Here is a 15323-nt window from a genome sequence, read left to right as displayed (position 1 = left end):
TCGCTAACGGCCGCAGCTGAGGCCGGTTTGCGGGTCGAAGAGATGCATTGCTTCCTCGTCGAAAAAGAGGGTGAGCTTTTCGTTGTCGCGGATTGGCGTGCGTGGCGGCAGGCAGGCCATCAGGCGCTGATTTCCGGCAAGGGCGGTGACGACGAGTTCCGGGCCGGTCAGCTCTGCCACCTCAAGGATTGCCTCGATCGATGGGCCGGTGCCGTCTGTGCGAAGCGCCTCGGGACGAATGCCGAGGATAAGTTCCCGGCCATTGCCGGCCGTCTCGCGGAAGCGAGCGGGCAGGGGCAGGCTGGCATCGGAGCCTGAAAGCGCCAGGCGGCCGTCACGCACCGTTGCCTTCAGCAGGTTCATCGGCGGCGCGCCGACGAAGGTCGCGACATAGAGCGTTGCCGGATGGTTGTAGATCTCCTCCGGCGTGCCCAGCTGCTCGATGCGGCCGTCGCGCATGACGGCGATGCGGCTTGCAAGCGTCATTGCCTCGATCTGGTCATGGGTGACATAGACGACCGTGGTCTTCAGCATCTGATGCAGCCGCTTGATCTCGGTGCGCATCTCCATGCGCAGCTTGGCGTCAAGGTTGGAGAGCGGCTCGTCGAAGAGGAATACCTCAGGCTTGCGCACCAGCGCACGGCCGATCGCGACGCGCTGGCGCTGGCCGCCGGAAAGCTGGCTCGGCTTGCGGTCGAGGAGGTTTTCGATCTGCAGGAGCTTTGCGGCATCGCGCACGGCATTGTCGCGCTCCGGCGCCGGCACCTTGCGCATTTCCAGGCCGAAGCCGATGTTCCGGTGCACCGTCAGATTGGGATAGAGCGCGTAGGATTGAAAGACCATGGCGATATCGCGGTCCTTTGGATGCACGCTGAGCACCGAGCGGCCGCCGATCCTGACATCGCCGCTCGTGGCCTCGGCAAGGCCGGCGATGATGTTCAGCAGGGTGGATTTGCCGCAGCCGGAGGAGCCGAGCAGCACCAGGAACTCGCCGCTTTCCAACGAGATGTCGATACCTTTCAGCGTGTCGACATCGCCATAGGTCTTGCGGATGTTCTGAATTTCGAGCGCGCTCATCGCACAGGCTCCTCGGGAGATGACGGGCCGCCATAGTTGCGGGGAAGGGTGGATATGGCGCGCGAGGCGACTGCGGTTCCCGCCTGCAGGCAAGAAATTAGCGGCTCATCGCTTGCGAGCGCGGCGAGAAAGGCGGCGTTGAAGACATCGCCGGCGCCGATCGTATCGACGACCTCGACAACGGGTGCAGCCACCGAAACCAGCAGGCCGTCCGGCCCGATCGCGAGAGCGCCGTCCGGGCCGCGCTTGACGACGATGATCGCACCCTCCGGCAAATGCGACCTGATGTGACGAGCCGCCTCGACCGGATCGGCAATGTCGGCAAGTGTCGTCGATTCGACCTCGTTCAGCAGCGCGATGCCGCTGCGAGAGAGCCATGCGCGTGTCGCTGCGCAATTCTCGTCTGTCCAGCCGTCGAGCGGCCAGCCGGTATCGAGCGCGACGGTGATGCCATGGCTGTCGGCCCAGTCGAAGAAGGCGTCATAATCCGCTGTCAGGTCATCGGTCAGGAACGAGCCGCAGAGAAGGGCGTAGCCGCCCTGCAGCCTAGCGCCGTCGATGACCGCGAAGACATCTGCCAAGCTGAAGCGCGGCAGGTGGCCTTTTGTCGTGAAGAAGGTGCGCTCGCCGTCCGGGTGGGTGATGCCGACGGAGAGCGTCGTTTTCTCAGGACGTACCGGCCACTTGTCGGAACGGTGGCCGAAGGCTTCGCTCAGCCAGCGGCCAAACTGGTCACTGCCGATATTGGCGGCGATCTCGAATTCGACACCAAGCGCTTGCCAGGCGAGCGCGCTGTTGCCGGCGGCTCCGCCGACCCGTAACTCATCATGATCGACGATGATTTCCGTCCCGGCCTTTGGCCAGGGGGCGGCCGGTCCAAGGATCAGGTCGATGTTGACGTTGCCGATGACTGCAAGCGGCCGCATTCATTCGCTCCGGGTGATCTTGGTGGAGCGGACCGGCGTTCCGGCATTCTCCACGCGGGCGTCGGCAAAGGCGATCATCAGCCGCTGGGCGACCGGCAGCATGGCGAAGATCGCAGCAAGACCGGTTGCCCGGGCGAATCGGATCGTCACCGCGCCGGCGACCGACGCTTCGCCCGAGGCGTCGAAAAGGATGACGGGGGCGCCGGTCTCGACAGCGGATGTCGCCATTGCAGTCACCAGGCCGGCCGTCTCGTCGAAGCCGCGAAACAGCACGACACCGATCTCCGGCCCCAGCATCTCCATCGGTCCGTGGCGCAGCTGGCCGCCTTCGAGCGAGAAGCAGGGACGACGCGACAGTTCCGTCAATCCGAGCGCCAGCGCCTCGGCGATACCCTGCAGCCGGCGGCCTGACGTGACGATGGTCGCGACATTTTCGAGCGCGGTGAGCGCGGCGGCGATGTCATGGTCTTCCGGTGCCTTGAGGGCGGCAATCGCGGCGTCTGGATCTTCGCCGAGGGCAGCGAGGATTGCCAGATGCAGGGCGAAGGTCACCGTCAGGCTCCGGGTCGCGGCGAAGGCAAGCTCGGTGCCGCCGGCGCCAATGAGTGACGGGGCGGTTCTTGCGAGGAAGGAGTTGCCTTCGAGCGTCAGGCCGAAGGTCTCCTCGGTGCCGCCGGTTTCGTTAAACCATCGCAGAACCTCGGCGCTTTCGCCGGATTGCGAGGTGAGGAAGATCGTCCTGCCGGCGATCGGCAACGGCTGGCCGAGCTGCTCGGACAGCGGCAAGGCGAGGGCATCGATGCCGCATGCACGATAGAGCGGCTCGACGGCGCGGTTGACGGCATGCGAACCGCCCATGCCGATGAGCAGCAGCCTGCCGGTCTTCTTCAGCGAGGTGGCGGCCTTCGCCGCCATCGGCTGGGCCGCTTCATAGGAAGCGATCGCATCGGCATGTTGGCGGGCCATTTCGCGATCGATCGCGGCAAGCCCGGCCGGCCGGGTTCTTTCTGCTGTCATGTTCATCCCTTGACGCCGCCGCTGGTGAGCCCCGAAATCAGGGCGCGTTGCATGACGAGACCGATCAGCACCGGGGGCAGGGCGGCGAGCACGCCTGCCGTCGCGATCAGTCCATAATCGGAAACGCGGCCGCCGGCGAGATCGGCGATGGCGACGGTCAGCGTTTTGGCGCGCTGGTCCGAGGTGAAGAGCAGCGCATAGAAGAATTCATCCCAGGCAAGCAGGAAGGCAAAGAGGCTTGACGTCGCCATCACGGGGGCGGCGAGCGGCAGCGTGATGATCCGCAGCGTCTGGAACAGGCCGGCGCCGTCGATCATCGCGGCAGATTCGATCTCGCGCGGGATGGAATCGAAACCCGATTTCATCAGCCAGGTGGTAAAGGGCGCGAGAATTGTCAGATAGACGAGGGCGAGGCCGAAGACGTTGTTCAGCATGCCGAGATGGGAGAGGCCCATATAGAGCGGCACGGCGAGCGCGACCGGCGGCAACATGTAGGTGGCGATCACCATCGACAGCGACCAGCCGACCGAAGGTGTGCGCGACACAGCCCAGCCGGCCGGAATGGCGAGCGCGATGGCGGCGATCGTCGCCATGCCCGCCACTTCGATGCTGTTGCGCAGCGACGAGGTGAAGGCGGCGCCGGCGCTGTTTTCGATCGTCGAAAGCAGTACGCCGTAGCGAGAGAAATCCACCGTCTGCGGCCACCAGCGCAGCGGCTTTGCGGCAAGGTCGGCGGCCGGCGAGATGCTCATGATGAACAGCCACAGGATCGGCGCCAGGATGACGGCGGCAAGCAGCAGCGCACAGAGATGAATGAAAACAGAAAAGAGTGGGCTCTGGCGTTCCATCAGGCCGCACTCCCGGCGGTCTTGCGCACCAGAGCGGCGTAGCCGGCAGCAAGCAGCGTGACCAGCAGCGTGACGATCAATGCCAGTGATGCCCCCGAGCCTGCCCGCTGGAAGGAGAAGGCTTCCTGGTAGACCAGGATCGACAGCGTGCGCGTGCTGTTGGCCGGGCCACCGCGGGTCATGACCCAGATGATATCGAAGACCTTGAAGGCTTCGATCGTGCGCAGCACCAGGGCCACCATCAGCGGGCCGGCGAGATAGGGCAGGATGACGAAGCGGAAGCGGGCGAAAGCGCCGGCGCCGTCGACCAGCGAGGCGGCGGTGATGTCGCGCGGCACGGCCTGGAGTGCGGCCAGTGCGATCAGCGCCACCAGCGGAAAATTCTTCCAGCAGTCGGCGACGATGAGGGCCGCCAGCGCCGTGCCCGGTTCTCCGAGCCAGGAGCGGTAGGCCTCCAGCAGGCCGAGTTGGGTCAGCGCGGCGTTCAGTGCGCCGTATTCCGGATTGTAGATCAACCGCCAGAGCGTGGCGTTGACGACGGTCGGCAGTGCCCAGGGCAGGATCATCAGGGCGCGCAGCGCGGTGCGGCCGCGAAACTGCTGGTTCAGCAGCAGGGCAGCAAGCACGCCGATCACCATTTCGGCGGCGACCGAGACGATCGCGAACCATGCGGTGGTGATCAGGGTGCGCTGGAAATTCGAGCCTGAGATCATCTTCGCGTAATTGTCGATGCCGACGAAGTTTCCTTCCGTGCCGACGAGCTTGGCGTCGGTGAAGGAGAGGCCGACGGTATCGATCAGAGGCCAGCCGATGACTGATATCATGACCACGAGAAGCGGCAGCATCAAAAGCCACGCGCGGGTTGTCAGCCAAGTGCCCGACATCAAGGCGACCCTTCTTCATTCACAGGTTATCGAGATCGAACCGGGCGACGGCGGGCGCCGCCCGGGGTTTCGTGCTTTGCTCAGAGGCCGCTATTGTCGGCGGCTGACTTCAGCGCATCCTCGGGAGAGGACTGGCCGAGCAGCGATTCCTGGATCGCCTGCTGCAGCGCGGTCGAGAGCTCCTGATATTTCGGCGTCGTCGGACGCGGATACATGGCCGCAAGGCCGATCTTGGCGGCGGAGATTAGCTCTTCCTGGCCCTTGGTGACCGCCGGGTCCTCATAGGAGGACGCCCAGATCGGCAGGCTCAGCTTGGCATAGGCATTCTGCGTCGCCTGCGACGTCATGAAGGTGATGTATTTCCAGGCCTCATCCGGATGCTTGCTGGCCGAGGTGATGCCGAGGCCCATCGAGCCGTTGACGGCCGAAGCCTCGCTCTTGCCGGCAACACCCGGCGCCGGCACGACGCCAACCTTGCCTGCGACCTTGCTGTCTTTCGGATCGTTGGCCATGTTGTACATGTAGGTCCAGTTCAGCGCGAAGGCGGCATCGCCGTTTTCGAAGACCTTGCGGACGTCTTCTTCCAGGAATTCCTTGGAATTCGGATTGGTGAGGCCCGAGGAATAGCTGGAGACCATGTATTTCAACGCATCGAGGCCGCCGCCGGTCTGGAAGGCCGGCTTGCCGTCCTTCAGGAAATCGCCGCCAAAGGCGCTGACGAGCGTGGTGTAGTCGCAGATCGCGGCTTCGGCTTGCGACCAGCTCCAGGCGATCGGCGTGGCGAGCAGGCCCTTGTCCTTGATCGTCTTTGCCTGTTCGGTCAGTTCGTCCCAGGTCTTGGGCGGGGTCTTGATGCCGGCCTTTTCGAGGATTTCCTTGTTGTAGAACAGGTATTTGGTGTCGAGGATCCACGGCATGCCGTAATATTTGCTATCATATTGCACAGTGGTCCAGGCGCCCGGCAGCACGCCTTTCTTCATCTCGTCGGTGACGCGCGAGGAGACGTCGACCAGCACCTTGTTGGTGGCGTATTCGGCCGGCCAGATGACGTCGAAAAGGACGACGTCGTAGCCGCCGCCGGAACCTTGCGCCAGCACCGTCTTGTCGTGCAGGCCTTCATAGGGAACGAATTCGAGATTGACCTTGATGTCGGGGTTCGCCTTGGCGAAGGCGTCGGTCATGGCGCGGACATCGGCCTCGCTATAGGCGGCCTGCGCCATGAAAAGCGCGTTCAGCGTGGTTTCGGCGAAAGCGTGCGGCGCAAGGGATGCGCCGATCAAGGCCGCACCCAGAAGCGTCTTGTTAAAGGATTTCAGCATTGCAGCCTCCAGTTTTTGACATTTACGCATTGCCGAGGGCGGTCCTCCGCCATCGGTGTTCGAGAAGGCACGCGCGAAAACGTGCCGGTTTGTCGTCTCGGAGCGTCGTCGGAGCGCCTTGCGGGCTCCTGCGTTCCCTGGAACTCTCCGGTTCCTTATTAAGTCAAGTGTCTTGACTTATTACTTCTTCAACATTCTATTGGAGTCAAGAGGGAATTGCACATGAATGACAGCCGCCCGATCCGGGCCAAGAGCGGCACCAATCACGAAGGCACCAGCGCGCATAATCGGCGCGTGATGATCGATGCCCTGAGGATCAACGGTGCGCTTTCACGCGCTGATCTGGCGCGGGCGACGCGGCTGACCAAACAGACGGTGTCGAATATCATCGAGGAACTCGAGCGCGACGGTCTGGTCAGTTCGCAGGAGGCGGTGAGAAGGGGCAGGGGCCAGCCGTCGACACCCTACGGCCTGGTGCCCGAGGGCGCCTTTGCGATCGGCCTGCAGATCGACCGGCATGTGACGCGGGCGGTCGCCGTCGATCTTGTCGGCAGCGTTCTCGTGCGTGATGAGGCCAGCCTCCCACCAGGCGGTCCGTCGAACGGGACGAAGGTCATCCTCGATCTCGTCGCCAGCGTGCGGTCAAAACTTGCCGGGATCGTCCAGCAGTCGGAAAAGCGGCTGGTTGGTCTCGGCGCCGCCATGCCAGGGCCCTTCGGGGTCGCTGGCAGCGGCGACGATCCGTGGATGATGGAGACCTGGCAGAAATTTCCGTTGTTGGAAACGCTGACTGCCGGCACCGGGCTTGATGTCGGCCTGCAAAACGACGCGGCGGCGGCGGCGACCGCCGAGCGCATGGTGGGAGCCGCCCATGGCCTCGACCATGCCGTCTGCCTCTTCGTCGGTTATGGCATCGGCGCCGGCCTCATTCTGAACGGCGAGCTCTACCGCGGCACCAACGGCAATGCCGGCGAGATCGGCATGGCACTGTTGTTTGCCGACGGCAAATCGACGCCGCTCGAACATCGCGCTTCGCTCGCCTCGCTCTACCAGCATCTGTCGATCGATCCCGCCGATCCGGGCCTTTATGCACGGATCAACGATCTCGCCTTGAGGGGCGATCAAAGCATCCACGCCTGGGTCGAGGCGGCAGCAGTGGATCTGCGCTGGAGCATCCATCTCCTTGAGACGCTGTTCGATCCGCAGACGGTGATCCTCTGCGGCAGCGCGCCGGAAGCGTTGGTGAACAGGTTGATTGCGGCAATCGGCCCGTTGCTGCCCTCGATCGCCGAGCGTCGTGGCCGGACGCTGCCGCGCCTGCAGCCCGGCATGGCCGATCCTTGGTCGGTGGCGCTTGGTGCTGCCGCCGGACCGATCAGCCGTGCATTCGATCCCCGTTTTGCGGCGATCCTGAAGGATTCCCTTCAATCCTGAGGTCTAAATCCTGAGGTTGCACACCAGTGCAACGGCAAAAATGTCAGCGTTTTGCAAGTTTCGTTGCGGCGGAGCAGGCGAATAACGGCGCTTCGTCGTAATATAAATAAATATTAAATATCCCATAAGAATCCATTGTTTCGAATATATGTGTAATTTATTGACTACATGCTGAAGCAATCGGCGATATTTCTCTAAATATTTCCCCGATGTTGGCGAATAACGACTGTACGAAGGTTTTATGACAACTGGAGTTCGCTCATTTCATGTCATGTAATATTCATTGGCCGCGGCAATTTGAACCAGCTAATAGGGCGTGCACTGAAAGTGCGCGTCCCTTTTTACGTTCGAGGTTCTCATGCAAGCCAAGCTTCTCGGCGCCGTTGGCGCCCTTCTCGCTACAGCGTTTCTTGCTGGTCCCGCTGCCGCCGCCGATAAGACCAAGATTGACTTCTGGTTCGGTAATTCCGGTGACATTGCAAAGCGTGTCCAGGAGCAGTGCGATCGCTTCAACCAGTCGCAGGCCGACTACGAAGTCGTCTGCACCAGCCAGGGCAGCTACGACGCTTCCCTGCAGAACACCATCGCTGCCTTCCGCGCCGGCAAGCAGCCGACCATCGCCCAGGTCTCCGACGCCGGCACGCTCGACATCATGCTCTCCGGCGCCTACTACCCGGCCAACAAGCTGATGGCCGACATGGGCTACACGGTCGACTGGAACGACTATTTCTCCGGTATCTCCGGTTACTACGCGACCTCGAAGGGCGAGATGTACTCCTTCCCCTTCAACTCCTCGACCGCTCTGCTCTACTGGAACAAGGACGCCTTCGCCAAGATCGGCAAGGATCATGCTCCGGCAACCTGGAAGGAAGCAGGCGAAGACCTCAAGGCTCTGAAGGATGCAGGCTATGCTTGCCCGCTCGGCTTTGACATCTCCAACAACGAAGTCTGGCAGTATATCGAGCAGTTCGAAGCCGTAAACGGCGAAGCGATCGCCACGAAGAAGAACGGCTTTGAAGGTCTCGACGGCGAGCTGGTGTTCAACAAGAACCCGCTTCTCGTCAGCTACGTCAAGGACCTCAAGTCCTGGTACGACAACAAGCTTGCCGTCATCAAGAACAAGGCTGTCGGCCAGACCTTCGTCGAAGCTTTTGCCGCTGGCGATTGCCAGGTCATCCTGACCTCGGTCGGCGACCACGGCAATGTTGGCCGCACCGCCAAGCAGGGCATGAACTGGGGCGTTGCTATGCTCCCGACCTACGGCGACGCAACCCGCCACAGCTCTTATGTCGGCGGCGCTTCGCTCTGGGTTCTGAAGGGTCACTCGGACGCCGAATACAAGGCTGCCGCTGCCTTCTTCAACTTCATCGCAAAGCCGGAAGAAGCTCTTACCTGGTCGACCGTTACCGGCTACATCCCGGTTCGTAACTCCGGCTTCGAATATCTGAAGAAGCAGGGCTTCTACGACAAGGCTCCTTATGCCGGCCGCGAACTCGCCATTCAGAGCCTGACCGCTTCCCCGGCTGGCGACGCGGCTCCGCACGGCATCCGTCTCGGTGGCCTGCTGCAGGTCCGCACCGAAATCGCCAATGGTCTGCAGGCAATCTTCGTCAACAATGCCGATGTCCAGGCTTCGCTCGACGGCGCTGCCGAACGCGGCAATACGCTGCTGCGTCGCTTCCAGCAGACCTACAAGAACGTTCAGCTCCCCTGATCGCTTGATATGAGCCGCACCCGGCCCGCGTTTCGCGCGCCGGGTGCGTCTTTGTAAGTTCTAGTCGGCCGCGGATGCGAACTCCCCGCCCGCGCCTAAAGCGCGCCGCTCGCGCTTTAGATCATTATTTCGACGCATGTCGTTACCGCAAAACCGCTGCACACTTTTGCTCGACATGCTTTAAACCAAACCAGGACGAAAACGACCACTCATGGAAAAGCGCGTCACTTTCTCCTCAACGACGATCGGACTGCTCTTCGCATTTCCGATGCTGTTGCTGATCTTCGTCTTCTTCTATTGGCCGAGCGCACAGGCGCTCTATTGGGCGTTCACGCTCGAGCAGCCATGGGGCGGCGGCAATGCCTGGGTCGGTTTCGACAATTTTAGACAGCTGCTCACCGATCCGATCTATTGGGACTCGATCACCCGCAGCATGATCTTTGGCTTCAGCTCGACGGCCATTGCCATGGGGCTGGCGCTCATCCTGGCGCTTTTGACAGATCGTGAACTGCGCGGCCACAAGGTCTACCGGTCCGTCTTCATCTGGCCTTACGCAATTGCCGCTCCCGCTCTTGGCCTCGCCTTCCGCTTCATCCTGGCTCCGGAAGCCGGCCTTCTGTCGGTTATCAACCACGTCTGGCCCGGCCTCTGGAACCCCGCACTCGACGGCAAGGATGCGATGATCGCCGTCATCGTCGCCTTCTCCTGGAAATATATCGGCTACAACTTCATCTTCTTCCTCTCGGCGCTGCAAGGCATTCCGCGCTCGCTGATCGAGGCCGCCGCAATGGATGGTTCGGGGCCGATGCGCCGGATCTGGGATATCCAGCTGCCCCTGCTGACGCCGACGCTGTTCTTCCTGCTCGTCATCAACATCACCGAGAGTTTCCAGGATTCCTTCGGTATCGTCGACGTCATGACGCAGGGCGGCCCGGCGCGCGCCACCGAGCTCATGGTCTACAAGATCTATTTCGACGGCTTCAGAGGTCTCGACTATTCGGGCGCCGCAGCGCAATCCATCATCCTCATGGTGCTCGTCGTCCTTCTTACCATCTTCCAGTTCCGCTTCATCGAGCGGCGCGTGCACTACAAGTGAGGTCGCGGACATGATCGAACGCACGCCGATATTCAACTTCATCTGCTATACGCTTCTCGCGCTCGGCATGGTGATCGCGCTTCTGCCTTTCGCCATCGTCATCATCGCGTCGACGCTGGATCTGGAGACGGTCAATCGCGTGCCGCTGCCGCTCACTCCGGGCTCGCATTTCTGGGAAAACGCTGAGACGGCCTGGGTTCGCGCCGATCTCGGCAACAAGCTGTTCCACAGCATCATCTTCGCCGCAACGGTCGGCGCCGGCAAAGTCATGCTGTCTTCCATGGCAGCTTTCTCGATCGTCTACTTCCGCTTCCGTGGCCGGTACGTGATTTTCTGGATCATCTTCATCACGCTGATGCTGCCGCTGGAAGTCCGCATCGTGCCGACCTATTCGATTGCGGCCAACGCGCTGCAGCCTTTCCAGACGATCCTCGACTTTACCGGCATAAGCTGGCTCGTTGCACAGATCACCGGCTTCCAGATCAAGCTCGAGTGGGGCCTGCTGAATTCCTATCCCGGTCTCGTTCTGCCGCTGGTCGCGACCGCGACCGGCACCTTCCTTTACCGGCAGTTCTACCTGACGGTTCCCGACGAACTTGCTGAGGCCTCGAAGATGGACGGATCGGGCCCGGTCCGGTTCTTTTGGGATATTCTGCTGCCGCTTTCGCGGCCAAACATGATCGCGCTCTTCACCATCATGTTCGTCTGGGCCTGGAACCAGTATCTCTGGCCGCTGCTGATCACCACTGATCCGAAATTCGGCATCGCCGTGACGCAGCTCAAGACCCTCATCCCGTCCGAATTCGGTCTGCCCGACTGGAACGTCGCCATGGCCGGAACCCTGATCATCATGTCGCCGCCATTGATCCTCGTCATTTTGATGCAGCGCTGGTTCGTACGCGGCCTTATCTCCACCGAGAAGTGAAGGAGTATTCCCTTGGCACCGATCTCCATTCGTGGCGTGAAGAAAAACTACGGCAAGAATCCCGTCGTTCACGGCGTCGATCTCGACATCCAGTCCGGCGAGTTCATCGTCATCCTCGGCCCGTCCGGCTGCGGCAAGTCCACCCTGCTGCGCATGATCGCCGGCCTCGAGGAAATCACTGGTGGTGAAATCGCCATTGACGGCCGCGTCGTCAACCAGCTGGAACCGCGCGAGCGCGGCTGCGCCATGGTGTTCCAGAACTATGCGCTCTATCCGCATATGAGCGTTGCCGAGAATATCGGCTACGCATTGAAGGTGGCCGGCGTCTCGAAGGCGGAGCGGAGCCGGCGCATCGGCGAGGTCGCCAAGGCGCTCAGCCTCGAACCGTTCCTCGAACGCCGGCCGGCCGCTCTTTCCGGCGGTCAGCGCCAGCGCGTCGCCATGGGCCGCGCGATGATCCGCGAACCGAAGGTGTTTCTTTTCGACGAACCGCTGTCGAACCTCGACGCCAAGCTGCGCATCGCCATGCGCGCCGAAATCCGCCGCTTGCACCGTCGTCTCGGCGCCACTTCGATCTTCGTTACGCATGACCAGACCGAAGCGATGACGCTGGCCGACCGGCTGGTGGTGATGAACGGCGGCAGGGTGGAGCAGGTCGGCACGCCGGAAGAGGTCTATCATCATCCGGTCTCGCGCTTCGTCGCGGGCTTCGTCGGCACGCCGGCGATGAACCTGCTCGAGGGCACGATCAATGACGAGGGCGTCTTCGTCTACGATCAGAGCCGCAAGGTCGTACTGCCGCGCGAACGCGCTGCACCGCTGAAAGGCAAACGCGTCGTACTCGGCATGCGCGCCGAAGCCGCCCGGCTGGTGGCCCCGGATGCGTCCGGCGCCCTCACCGCAACGGCCGATTTCATCGAAGAGCTCGGCGCGAGCCGCGTCGTGCACGCCGATTTCGACGGGCTGCCCTTTGCGGTGGCGCTGACCGAGGCCGTGAAGGTGAAGTCGGGAGATCCGATCGGCATCGCGATCGATTACGACCAGATCCACCTCTATGCCGCCGATACCGGCCGGATCATCGAGAACCCTGTTATGAAAGGCGCAGGCGCCGTCCACGCCTAAAGCGGTCTGCGATGATCCTTGCAGAGCGTTCGGCGGCTGAGGATGTCAGCCGCTTGCTCGAACGTGAATTGCCTATCGGTGGATTGGGTCGATCCACGCGACGTCTTCCGGCTTTTCGACCGGCTCGATGTCGAGATTGACGACGACCGGTTCCTGGCCTGAGCGGACGAGCACGCATTCCAGCGTCTCGTCGCGGCTGGCGTTGATCTCCTGATGCGGCACAAAGGGCGGCACGTAGATGAAGTCGCCGGGGCCGGCCTCGGCAGTATATTCCAGATGCTCGCCCCAGCGCATGCGGGCCCTGCCCTTGACCACGTAGATGATGCTTTCGAGCTCGCCGTGATGATGGGCCCCGGTCTTGGCATTGGCATGGATCGTCACCGTTCCCGCCCAGATCTTCTCGGCGCCGGCGCGCGCATTGTTGATCGCCGTCGCGCGGTTCATGCCCGGCGTCTGCGCGGTGTTCGGATCGAGCGAATTGCCGGGAATGACCTTGACGCCATGTTCCCGCCAGTCGACATGATGCTGCTCGTGGTCGTCGCTCATGCCTTGCCTCCAGCTTCGATTTGGTCAGTCTAGGCCGGCGCCGGGCGGCGGCCAAGCGGATTTGCCGCTGGGCTGTCGCACAATATCTCGGCGCCCCGATAGCTTCTATGCACAAAGGAAAGAACGGACCCGATGAGCCACCTCCCGCAGATCGATTACGACACCGCTTCGGAAGAGGTTCGTGCGGCGCATGACGAGGAAATCAGGCTGCGCGGGCGGATGACCAACATGAAGCGCACGCTGCTGCATTCGCCGGCCGCCCATCGCATCTATGCCGAATGGTTCACGCTGCGCGCCGAACTCGACCCCGCGATCAACGACCGGGCGATCTGGATCTTCTCGCATGCGATCTCGAAGGCGGCGCAATCGAAGATCGCCATCACCTTCTTTCGCCGGGCGCTGATCAACAAGGGTTTCAATCCCGACGCGCTGGAGCTTTCCGACGAAGAGGCGCTGCTCGACGCCTTCGGCAAGGCGATCGTCGCCGATTCCAACGCCGTTCCCGCTGAACTCTGGGTAAAGCTGAAAGAGCGCTACGAGACCAAAGTGCTCGTCGATCTCGTCGCCTTCGCCGGCATCATGCTGGCCACCGCCGTCTTCAACAATGTCGTCGAGGTCGATTTCGATCCCGAGCTTGAAGCCTTCGCCGAAGGCGCCAGCTCAGCCTAACCGCAGAGCGATGCAATCGCGGCCTTGACTGCGCCCACACCGGGCCTGGTCGGCCGGTATTCCAAACCGACGGCGCCGTCATAGCCGTTGGCGAAGATCCAGCCGAGGCGCGGAGCAAGGTCGATGCCGCCGGAACCCGGTTCGTTGCGGCCTGGGTGATCGGCGACATGGACGTGGATGATACGGTCGAGGCGGCCGTTCAGCACCTCTTCGGTACGTTCGTCCATCACTGCGGAATGGTAGATGTCGTAGACGATGCCAATCTCGGGGCGGGCGACGTCATCGATGATATCGAGGCCTTCTCGGGTCGAATCGAGGAAGTAGCCGACATGGTCGATGCGGATATTGAGCGGCTCGACGCCGAGGCGGACACCGCTGCCTTTGAGGATATCGGCGCCGGCTCTCAGCGTTTCGGTGACTGCCCGGCGCTGTTCTTCGCGAGTCAAGCCCGGGAGATCGTCACCCGCCTGTGCGATCAGCACCGGCGCGCCAAGACGTTTCGCGACAGTGACGGATTCAGCCAGGCCTTTCAGCCAGGCCTGCCGGTTGGCGGCGTCGGTCAGCGCGATCATCGGTTCGGCGACGAGGCTGGTGACGGCAAGGCCGGTTTCCTTCAGCGCTGCCTCGATCGCGTCCAGATCCTTGTCGGTCCAGCGCCAGAATTCGATCGCCGTCAGCCCGGCCGCATGGGCGTGGCGGATGCGATCGGGAAAGCTGTCGCCTTCTTCGGCAAACAGCCACTCTATGCAGGCTGAATAACGTCGCATGAAAACTCCTCCCAAGTGTTGATGCAGGCATGCGACAGATCGGCGCCTGCCGCAAGAGGTGTTCAGGGCGCTTGACGCCGGGATTCATTGGCGGAACACTCAGCCCATCAGGCCGGAATCTCCGGCCGTTTGCGGAGGAAGACATGGATCTCGGATTGAAGGGAAAAACTGCCGTCATAACAGGTGCATCGGTCGGCATCGGGCTGGCGATCGCCGAGGGGCTGGCGGCTGAGGGCGCCAACCTCGTGCTGGCAGCGCGCGGCGGCGAACGGCTCGAGGCGGAAGCCGCCCGTATCGCCGAGACATACGGGGTCAGCGCCGCCGCTGTTGTCGCCGATGTGGCGACGGTTGCGGGAACCGAGGCGATCATAGCGGCGGCGGCCGAAAAAGGCGGCGCCGATATCCTCATCAACAATGCCGGCACCGGATCGAACGAGACGGTAATGGAGGCACCCGACGAGAAGTGGCAGACCTATTGGGACTTGCATGTGATGGCCGCCGTGCGGCTGGCGCGCGGCATCGCCCCGCAGATGAAGGAGCGCGGCGGCGGTGTGATCCTGCACAACGCCTCGATCTGTGCCGTTCAGCCGCTCTGGTACGAGCCGATCTACAATGTCAGCAAGTCGGCGCTGATGATGTTTTCGAAGACGCTCTCGACTGAACTCATCAAGGACAATATCCGTGTCAACTGCGTCAATGCCGGCCTGATCCTGACGCCCGACTGGATCAAGACCGCCAAACAATTGACGGCCGAAACCGGCGGGAACTGGGAAGGCTACCTGCAGAGCGTTGCCAATGAGCACGCCGCCTCCAAACGCTTCGGCACACCGCAGGAGCTGGCAAACGTCTTCGTCTTCCTGAGTTCGGAGCGCGCGAGCTATTGCATCGGCTCGACCTATTTCGTCGATGGCGGCATGCTGAAGACGATCTGACCGAGACTGCCGGCAGGGCGCGCGGCCGCCGGTCTTTCTCAGGGCTG

Annotated in this window: 15 protein-coding genes; 7 read left to right on the top strand and 8 right to left on the bottom strand. The window is 62.3% G+C overall.

All coding sequences use genetic code 11. The features are described 5' to 3' along the window. Positions 1-3: 3 nt before the first annotated feature. The 6 genes from ACD590_RS17740 to ACD590_RS17715 form a co-directional block, all read right to left on the bottom strand. Positions 4-1077, bottom strand: a complete 1074-nt coding sequence (locus ACD590_RS17740; RefSeq protein ID WP_065276079.1) for an ABC transporter ATP-binding protein — start codon at positions 1075-1077, stop codon at positions 4-6. Beyond that, complete coding sequence (locus ACD590_RS17735; protein WP_439003110.1) at positions 1074-2003, bottom strand: PfkB family carbohydrate kinase; 930 nt, start codon at positions 2001-2003, stop codon at positions 1074-1076. The genes ACD590_RS17740 and ACD590_RS17735 overlap by 4 nt, the downstream gene beginning before the upstream one ends. Beyond that, positions 2004-3026 carry an SIS domain-containing protein gene (locus tag ACD590_RS17730; protein WP_115157172.1) on the bottom strand — a complete coding sequence of 341 codons (1023 nt, stop codon included), beginning with the start codon at positions 3024-3026 and terminating at the stop codon, positions 2004-2006. Then, positions 3023-3868 carry a carbohydrate ABC transporter permease gene (locus ACD590_RS17725; RefSeq protein WP_012758755.1) on the bottom strand — a complete coding sequence of 282 codons (846 nt, stop codon included), beginning with the start codon at positions 3866-3868 and terminating at the stop codon, positions 3023-3025. Before ACD590_RS17725 ends, ACD590_RS17730 begins: the two co-directional genes overlap by 4 nt. After that, complete coding sequence (locus tag ACD590_RS17720) at positions 3868-4752, bottom strand: carbohydrate ABC transporter permease (protein WP_018073658.1); 885 nt, start codon at positions 4750-4752, stop codon at positions 3868-3870. Before ACD590_RS17720 ends, ACD590_RS17725 begins: the two co-directional genes overlap by 1 nt. An 80-nt stretch (positions 4753-4832) precedes the next feature. Then, the gene (locus tag ACD590_RS17715; protein ID WP_018243352.1) at positions 4833-6071 is read right to left on the bottom strand and encodes an extracellular solute-binding protein; all 1239 of its coding nucleotides are present in this window, start codon (positions 6069-6071) and stop codon (positions 4833-4835) included. Positions 6072-6293: 222 nt separating this feature from the next. Here ACD590_RS17715 and ACD590_RS17710 point away from each other — a divergent pair, with 222 nt between their 5' ends. The 5 genes from ACD590_RS17710 to ACD590_RS17690 all read left to right on the top strand — a co-directional run bounded on the left by ACD590_RS17710 (position 6294) and on the right by ACD590_RS17690 (position 12362). Then, the gene (locus ACD590_RS17710; RefSeq protein WP_439003109.1) at positions 6294-7505 is read left to right on the top strand and encodes an ROK family transcriptional regulator; all 1212 of its coding nucleotides are present in this window, start codon (positions 6294-6296) and stop codon (positions 7503-7505) included. A 358-nt stretch (positions 7506-7863) separates the two neighbouring features. Then, on the top strand, positions 7864-9219 hold the full coding sequence (locus tag ACD590_RS17705; RefSeq protein WP_065276082.1) for an extracellular solute-binding protein: 1356 nt from the start codon (positions 7864-7866) through the stop codon (positions 9217-9219). A 211-nt stretch (positions 9220-9430) separates the two neighbouring features. Continuing rightward, a complete protein-coding gene (locus ACD590_RS17700) occupies positions 9431-10315 on the top strand; it encodes a carbohydrate ABC transporter permease (RefSeq protein ID WP_018446921.1) in 885 nt (294 codons plus the stop codon). A gap of 10 nt (positions 10316-10325) precedes the next feature. Further along, positions 10326-11240: an ABC transporter permease subunit gene (locus tag ACD590_RS17695; RefSeq protein WP_018446920.1), complete on the top strand. Its 915-nt coding sequence runs from the start codon at positions 10326-10328 to the stop codon at positions 11238-11240. 12 nt (positions 11241-11252) lie between these two features. Beyond that, positions 11253-12362, top strand: coding sequence for a sn-glycerol-3-phosphate import ATP-binding protein UgpC (locus ACD590_RS17690; protein WP_439003108.1), 1110 nt, complete (start codon positions 11253-11255; stop codon positions 12360-12362). 72 nt (positions 12363-12434) lie between these two features. Here ACD590_RS17690 and ACD590_RS17685 read toward each other — a convergent pair whose 3' ends face one another. After that, positions 12435-12908 (bottom strand): cupin domain-containing protein, encoded by a 474-nt coding sequence (locus ACD590_RS17685; RefSeq protein WP_334544938.1) that lies wholly within the window; start codon positions 12906-12908, stop codon positions 12435-12437. 132 nt (positions 12909-13040) lie between these two features. Here ACD590_RS17685 and ACD590_RS17680 point away from each other — a divergent pair, with 132 nt between their 5' ends. Next, positions 13041-13577 (top strand): hypothetical protein, encoded by a 537-nt coding sequence (locus ACD590_RS17680; protein WP_222284086.1) that lies wholly within the window; start codon positions 13041-13043, stop codon positions 13575-13577. Here the strand turns inward: ACD590_RS17680 and ACD590_RS17675 are convergent. Further along, positions 13574-14344 carry a TIM barrel protein gene (locus ACD590_RS17675; RefSeq protein WP_439003107.1) on the bottom strand — a complete coding sequence of 257 codons (771 nt, stop codon included), beginning with the start codon at positions 14342-14344 and terminating at the stop codon, positions 13574-13576. The two genes, ACD590_RS17680 and ACD590_RS17675, sit on opposite strands and share 4 nt — an antisense overlap. A gap of 143 nt (positions 14345-14487) precedes the next feature. Between ACD590_RS17675 and ACD590_RS17670 the strand changes: the two genes are divergently transcribed. Continuing rightward, the gene (locus ACD590_RS17670) at positions 14488-15276 is read left to right on the top strand and encodes an SDR family NAD(P)-dependent oxidoreductase (RefSeq protein ID WP_018446915.1); all 789 of its coding nucleotides are present in this window, start codon (positions 14488-14490) and stop codon (positions 15274-15276) included. Positions 15277-15323 lie beyond the last annotated feature (47 nt).

Source organism: Rhizobium sp. 862_C5_N1_2 (assembly GCF_051811205.1).
In the GTDB taxonomy this organism is placed as follows: Bacteria; Pseudomonadota; Alphaproteobacteria; order Rhizobiales; family Rhizobiaceae; genus Rhizobium; species Rhizobium leguminosarum.
This window is presented reverse-complemented; position numbering and strand designations above follow the sequence as displayed.

Coding starts and splice junctions, on each gene's coding strand:
- ACD590_RS17725 (WP_012758755.1), bottom strand. CDS start 3,868: ATGGAACGCCAGAGCCCACTCTTTTCTGTTTTCATTCATCTCTGTGCG.
- ACD590_RS17720 (WP_018073658.1), bottom strand. CDS start 4,752: ATGTCGGGCACTTGGCTGACAACCCGCGCGTGGCTTTTGATGCTGCCG.
- ACD590_RS17705 (WP_065276082.1), top strand. CDS start 7,864: ATGCAAGCCAAGCTTCTCGGCGCCGTTGGCGCCCTTCTCGCTACAGCG.
- ACD590_RS17740 (WP_065276079.1), bottom strand. CDS start 1,077: ATGAGCGCGCTCGAAATTCAGAACATCCGCAAGACCTATGGCGATGTC.
- ACD590_RS17735 (WP_439003110.1), bottom strand. CDS start 2,003: ATGCGGCCGCTTGCAGTCATCGGCAACGTCAACATCGACCTGATCCTT.
- ACD590_RS17700 (WP_018446921.1), top strand. CDS start 9,431: ATGGAAAAGCGCGTCACTTTCTCCTCAACGACGATCGGACTGCTCTTC.
- ACD590_RS17675 (WP_439003107.1), bottom strand. CDS start 14,344: ATGCGACGTTATTCAGCCTGCATAGAGTGGCTGTTTGCCGAAGAAGGC.
- ACD590_RS17670 (WP_018446915.1), top strand. CDS start 14,488: ATGGATCTCGGATTGAAGGGAAAAACTGCCGTCATAACAGGTGCATCG.
- ACD590_RS17680 (WP_222284086.1), top strand. CDS start 13,041: ATGAGCCACCTCCCGCAGATCGATTACGACACCGCTTCGGAAGAGGTT.
- ACD590_RS17695 (WP_018446920.1), top strand. CDS start 10,326: ATGATCGAACGCACGCCGATATTCAACTTCATCTGCTATACGCTTCTC.
- ACD590_RS17730 (WP_115157172.1), bottom strand. CDS start 3,026: ATGAACATGACAGCAGAAAGAACCCGGCCGGCCGGGCTTGCCGCGATC.
- ACD590_RS17685 (WP_334544938.1), bottom strand. CDS start 12,908: ATGAGCGACGACCACGAGCAGCATCATGTCGACTGGCGGGAACATGGC.
- ACD590_RS17710 (WP_439003109.1), top strand. CDS start 6,294: ATGAATGACAGCCGCCCGATCCGGGCCAAGAGCGGCACCAATCACGAA.
- ACD590_RS17715 (WP_018243352.1), bottom strand. CDS start 6,071: ATGCTGAAATCCTTTAACAAGACGCTTCTGGGTGCGGCCTTGATCGGC.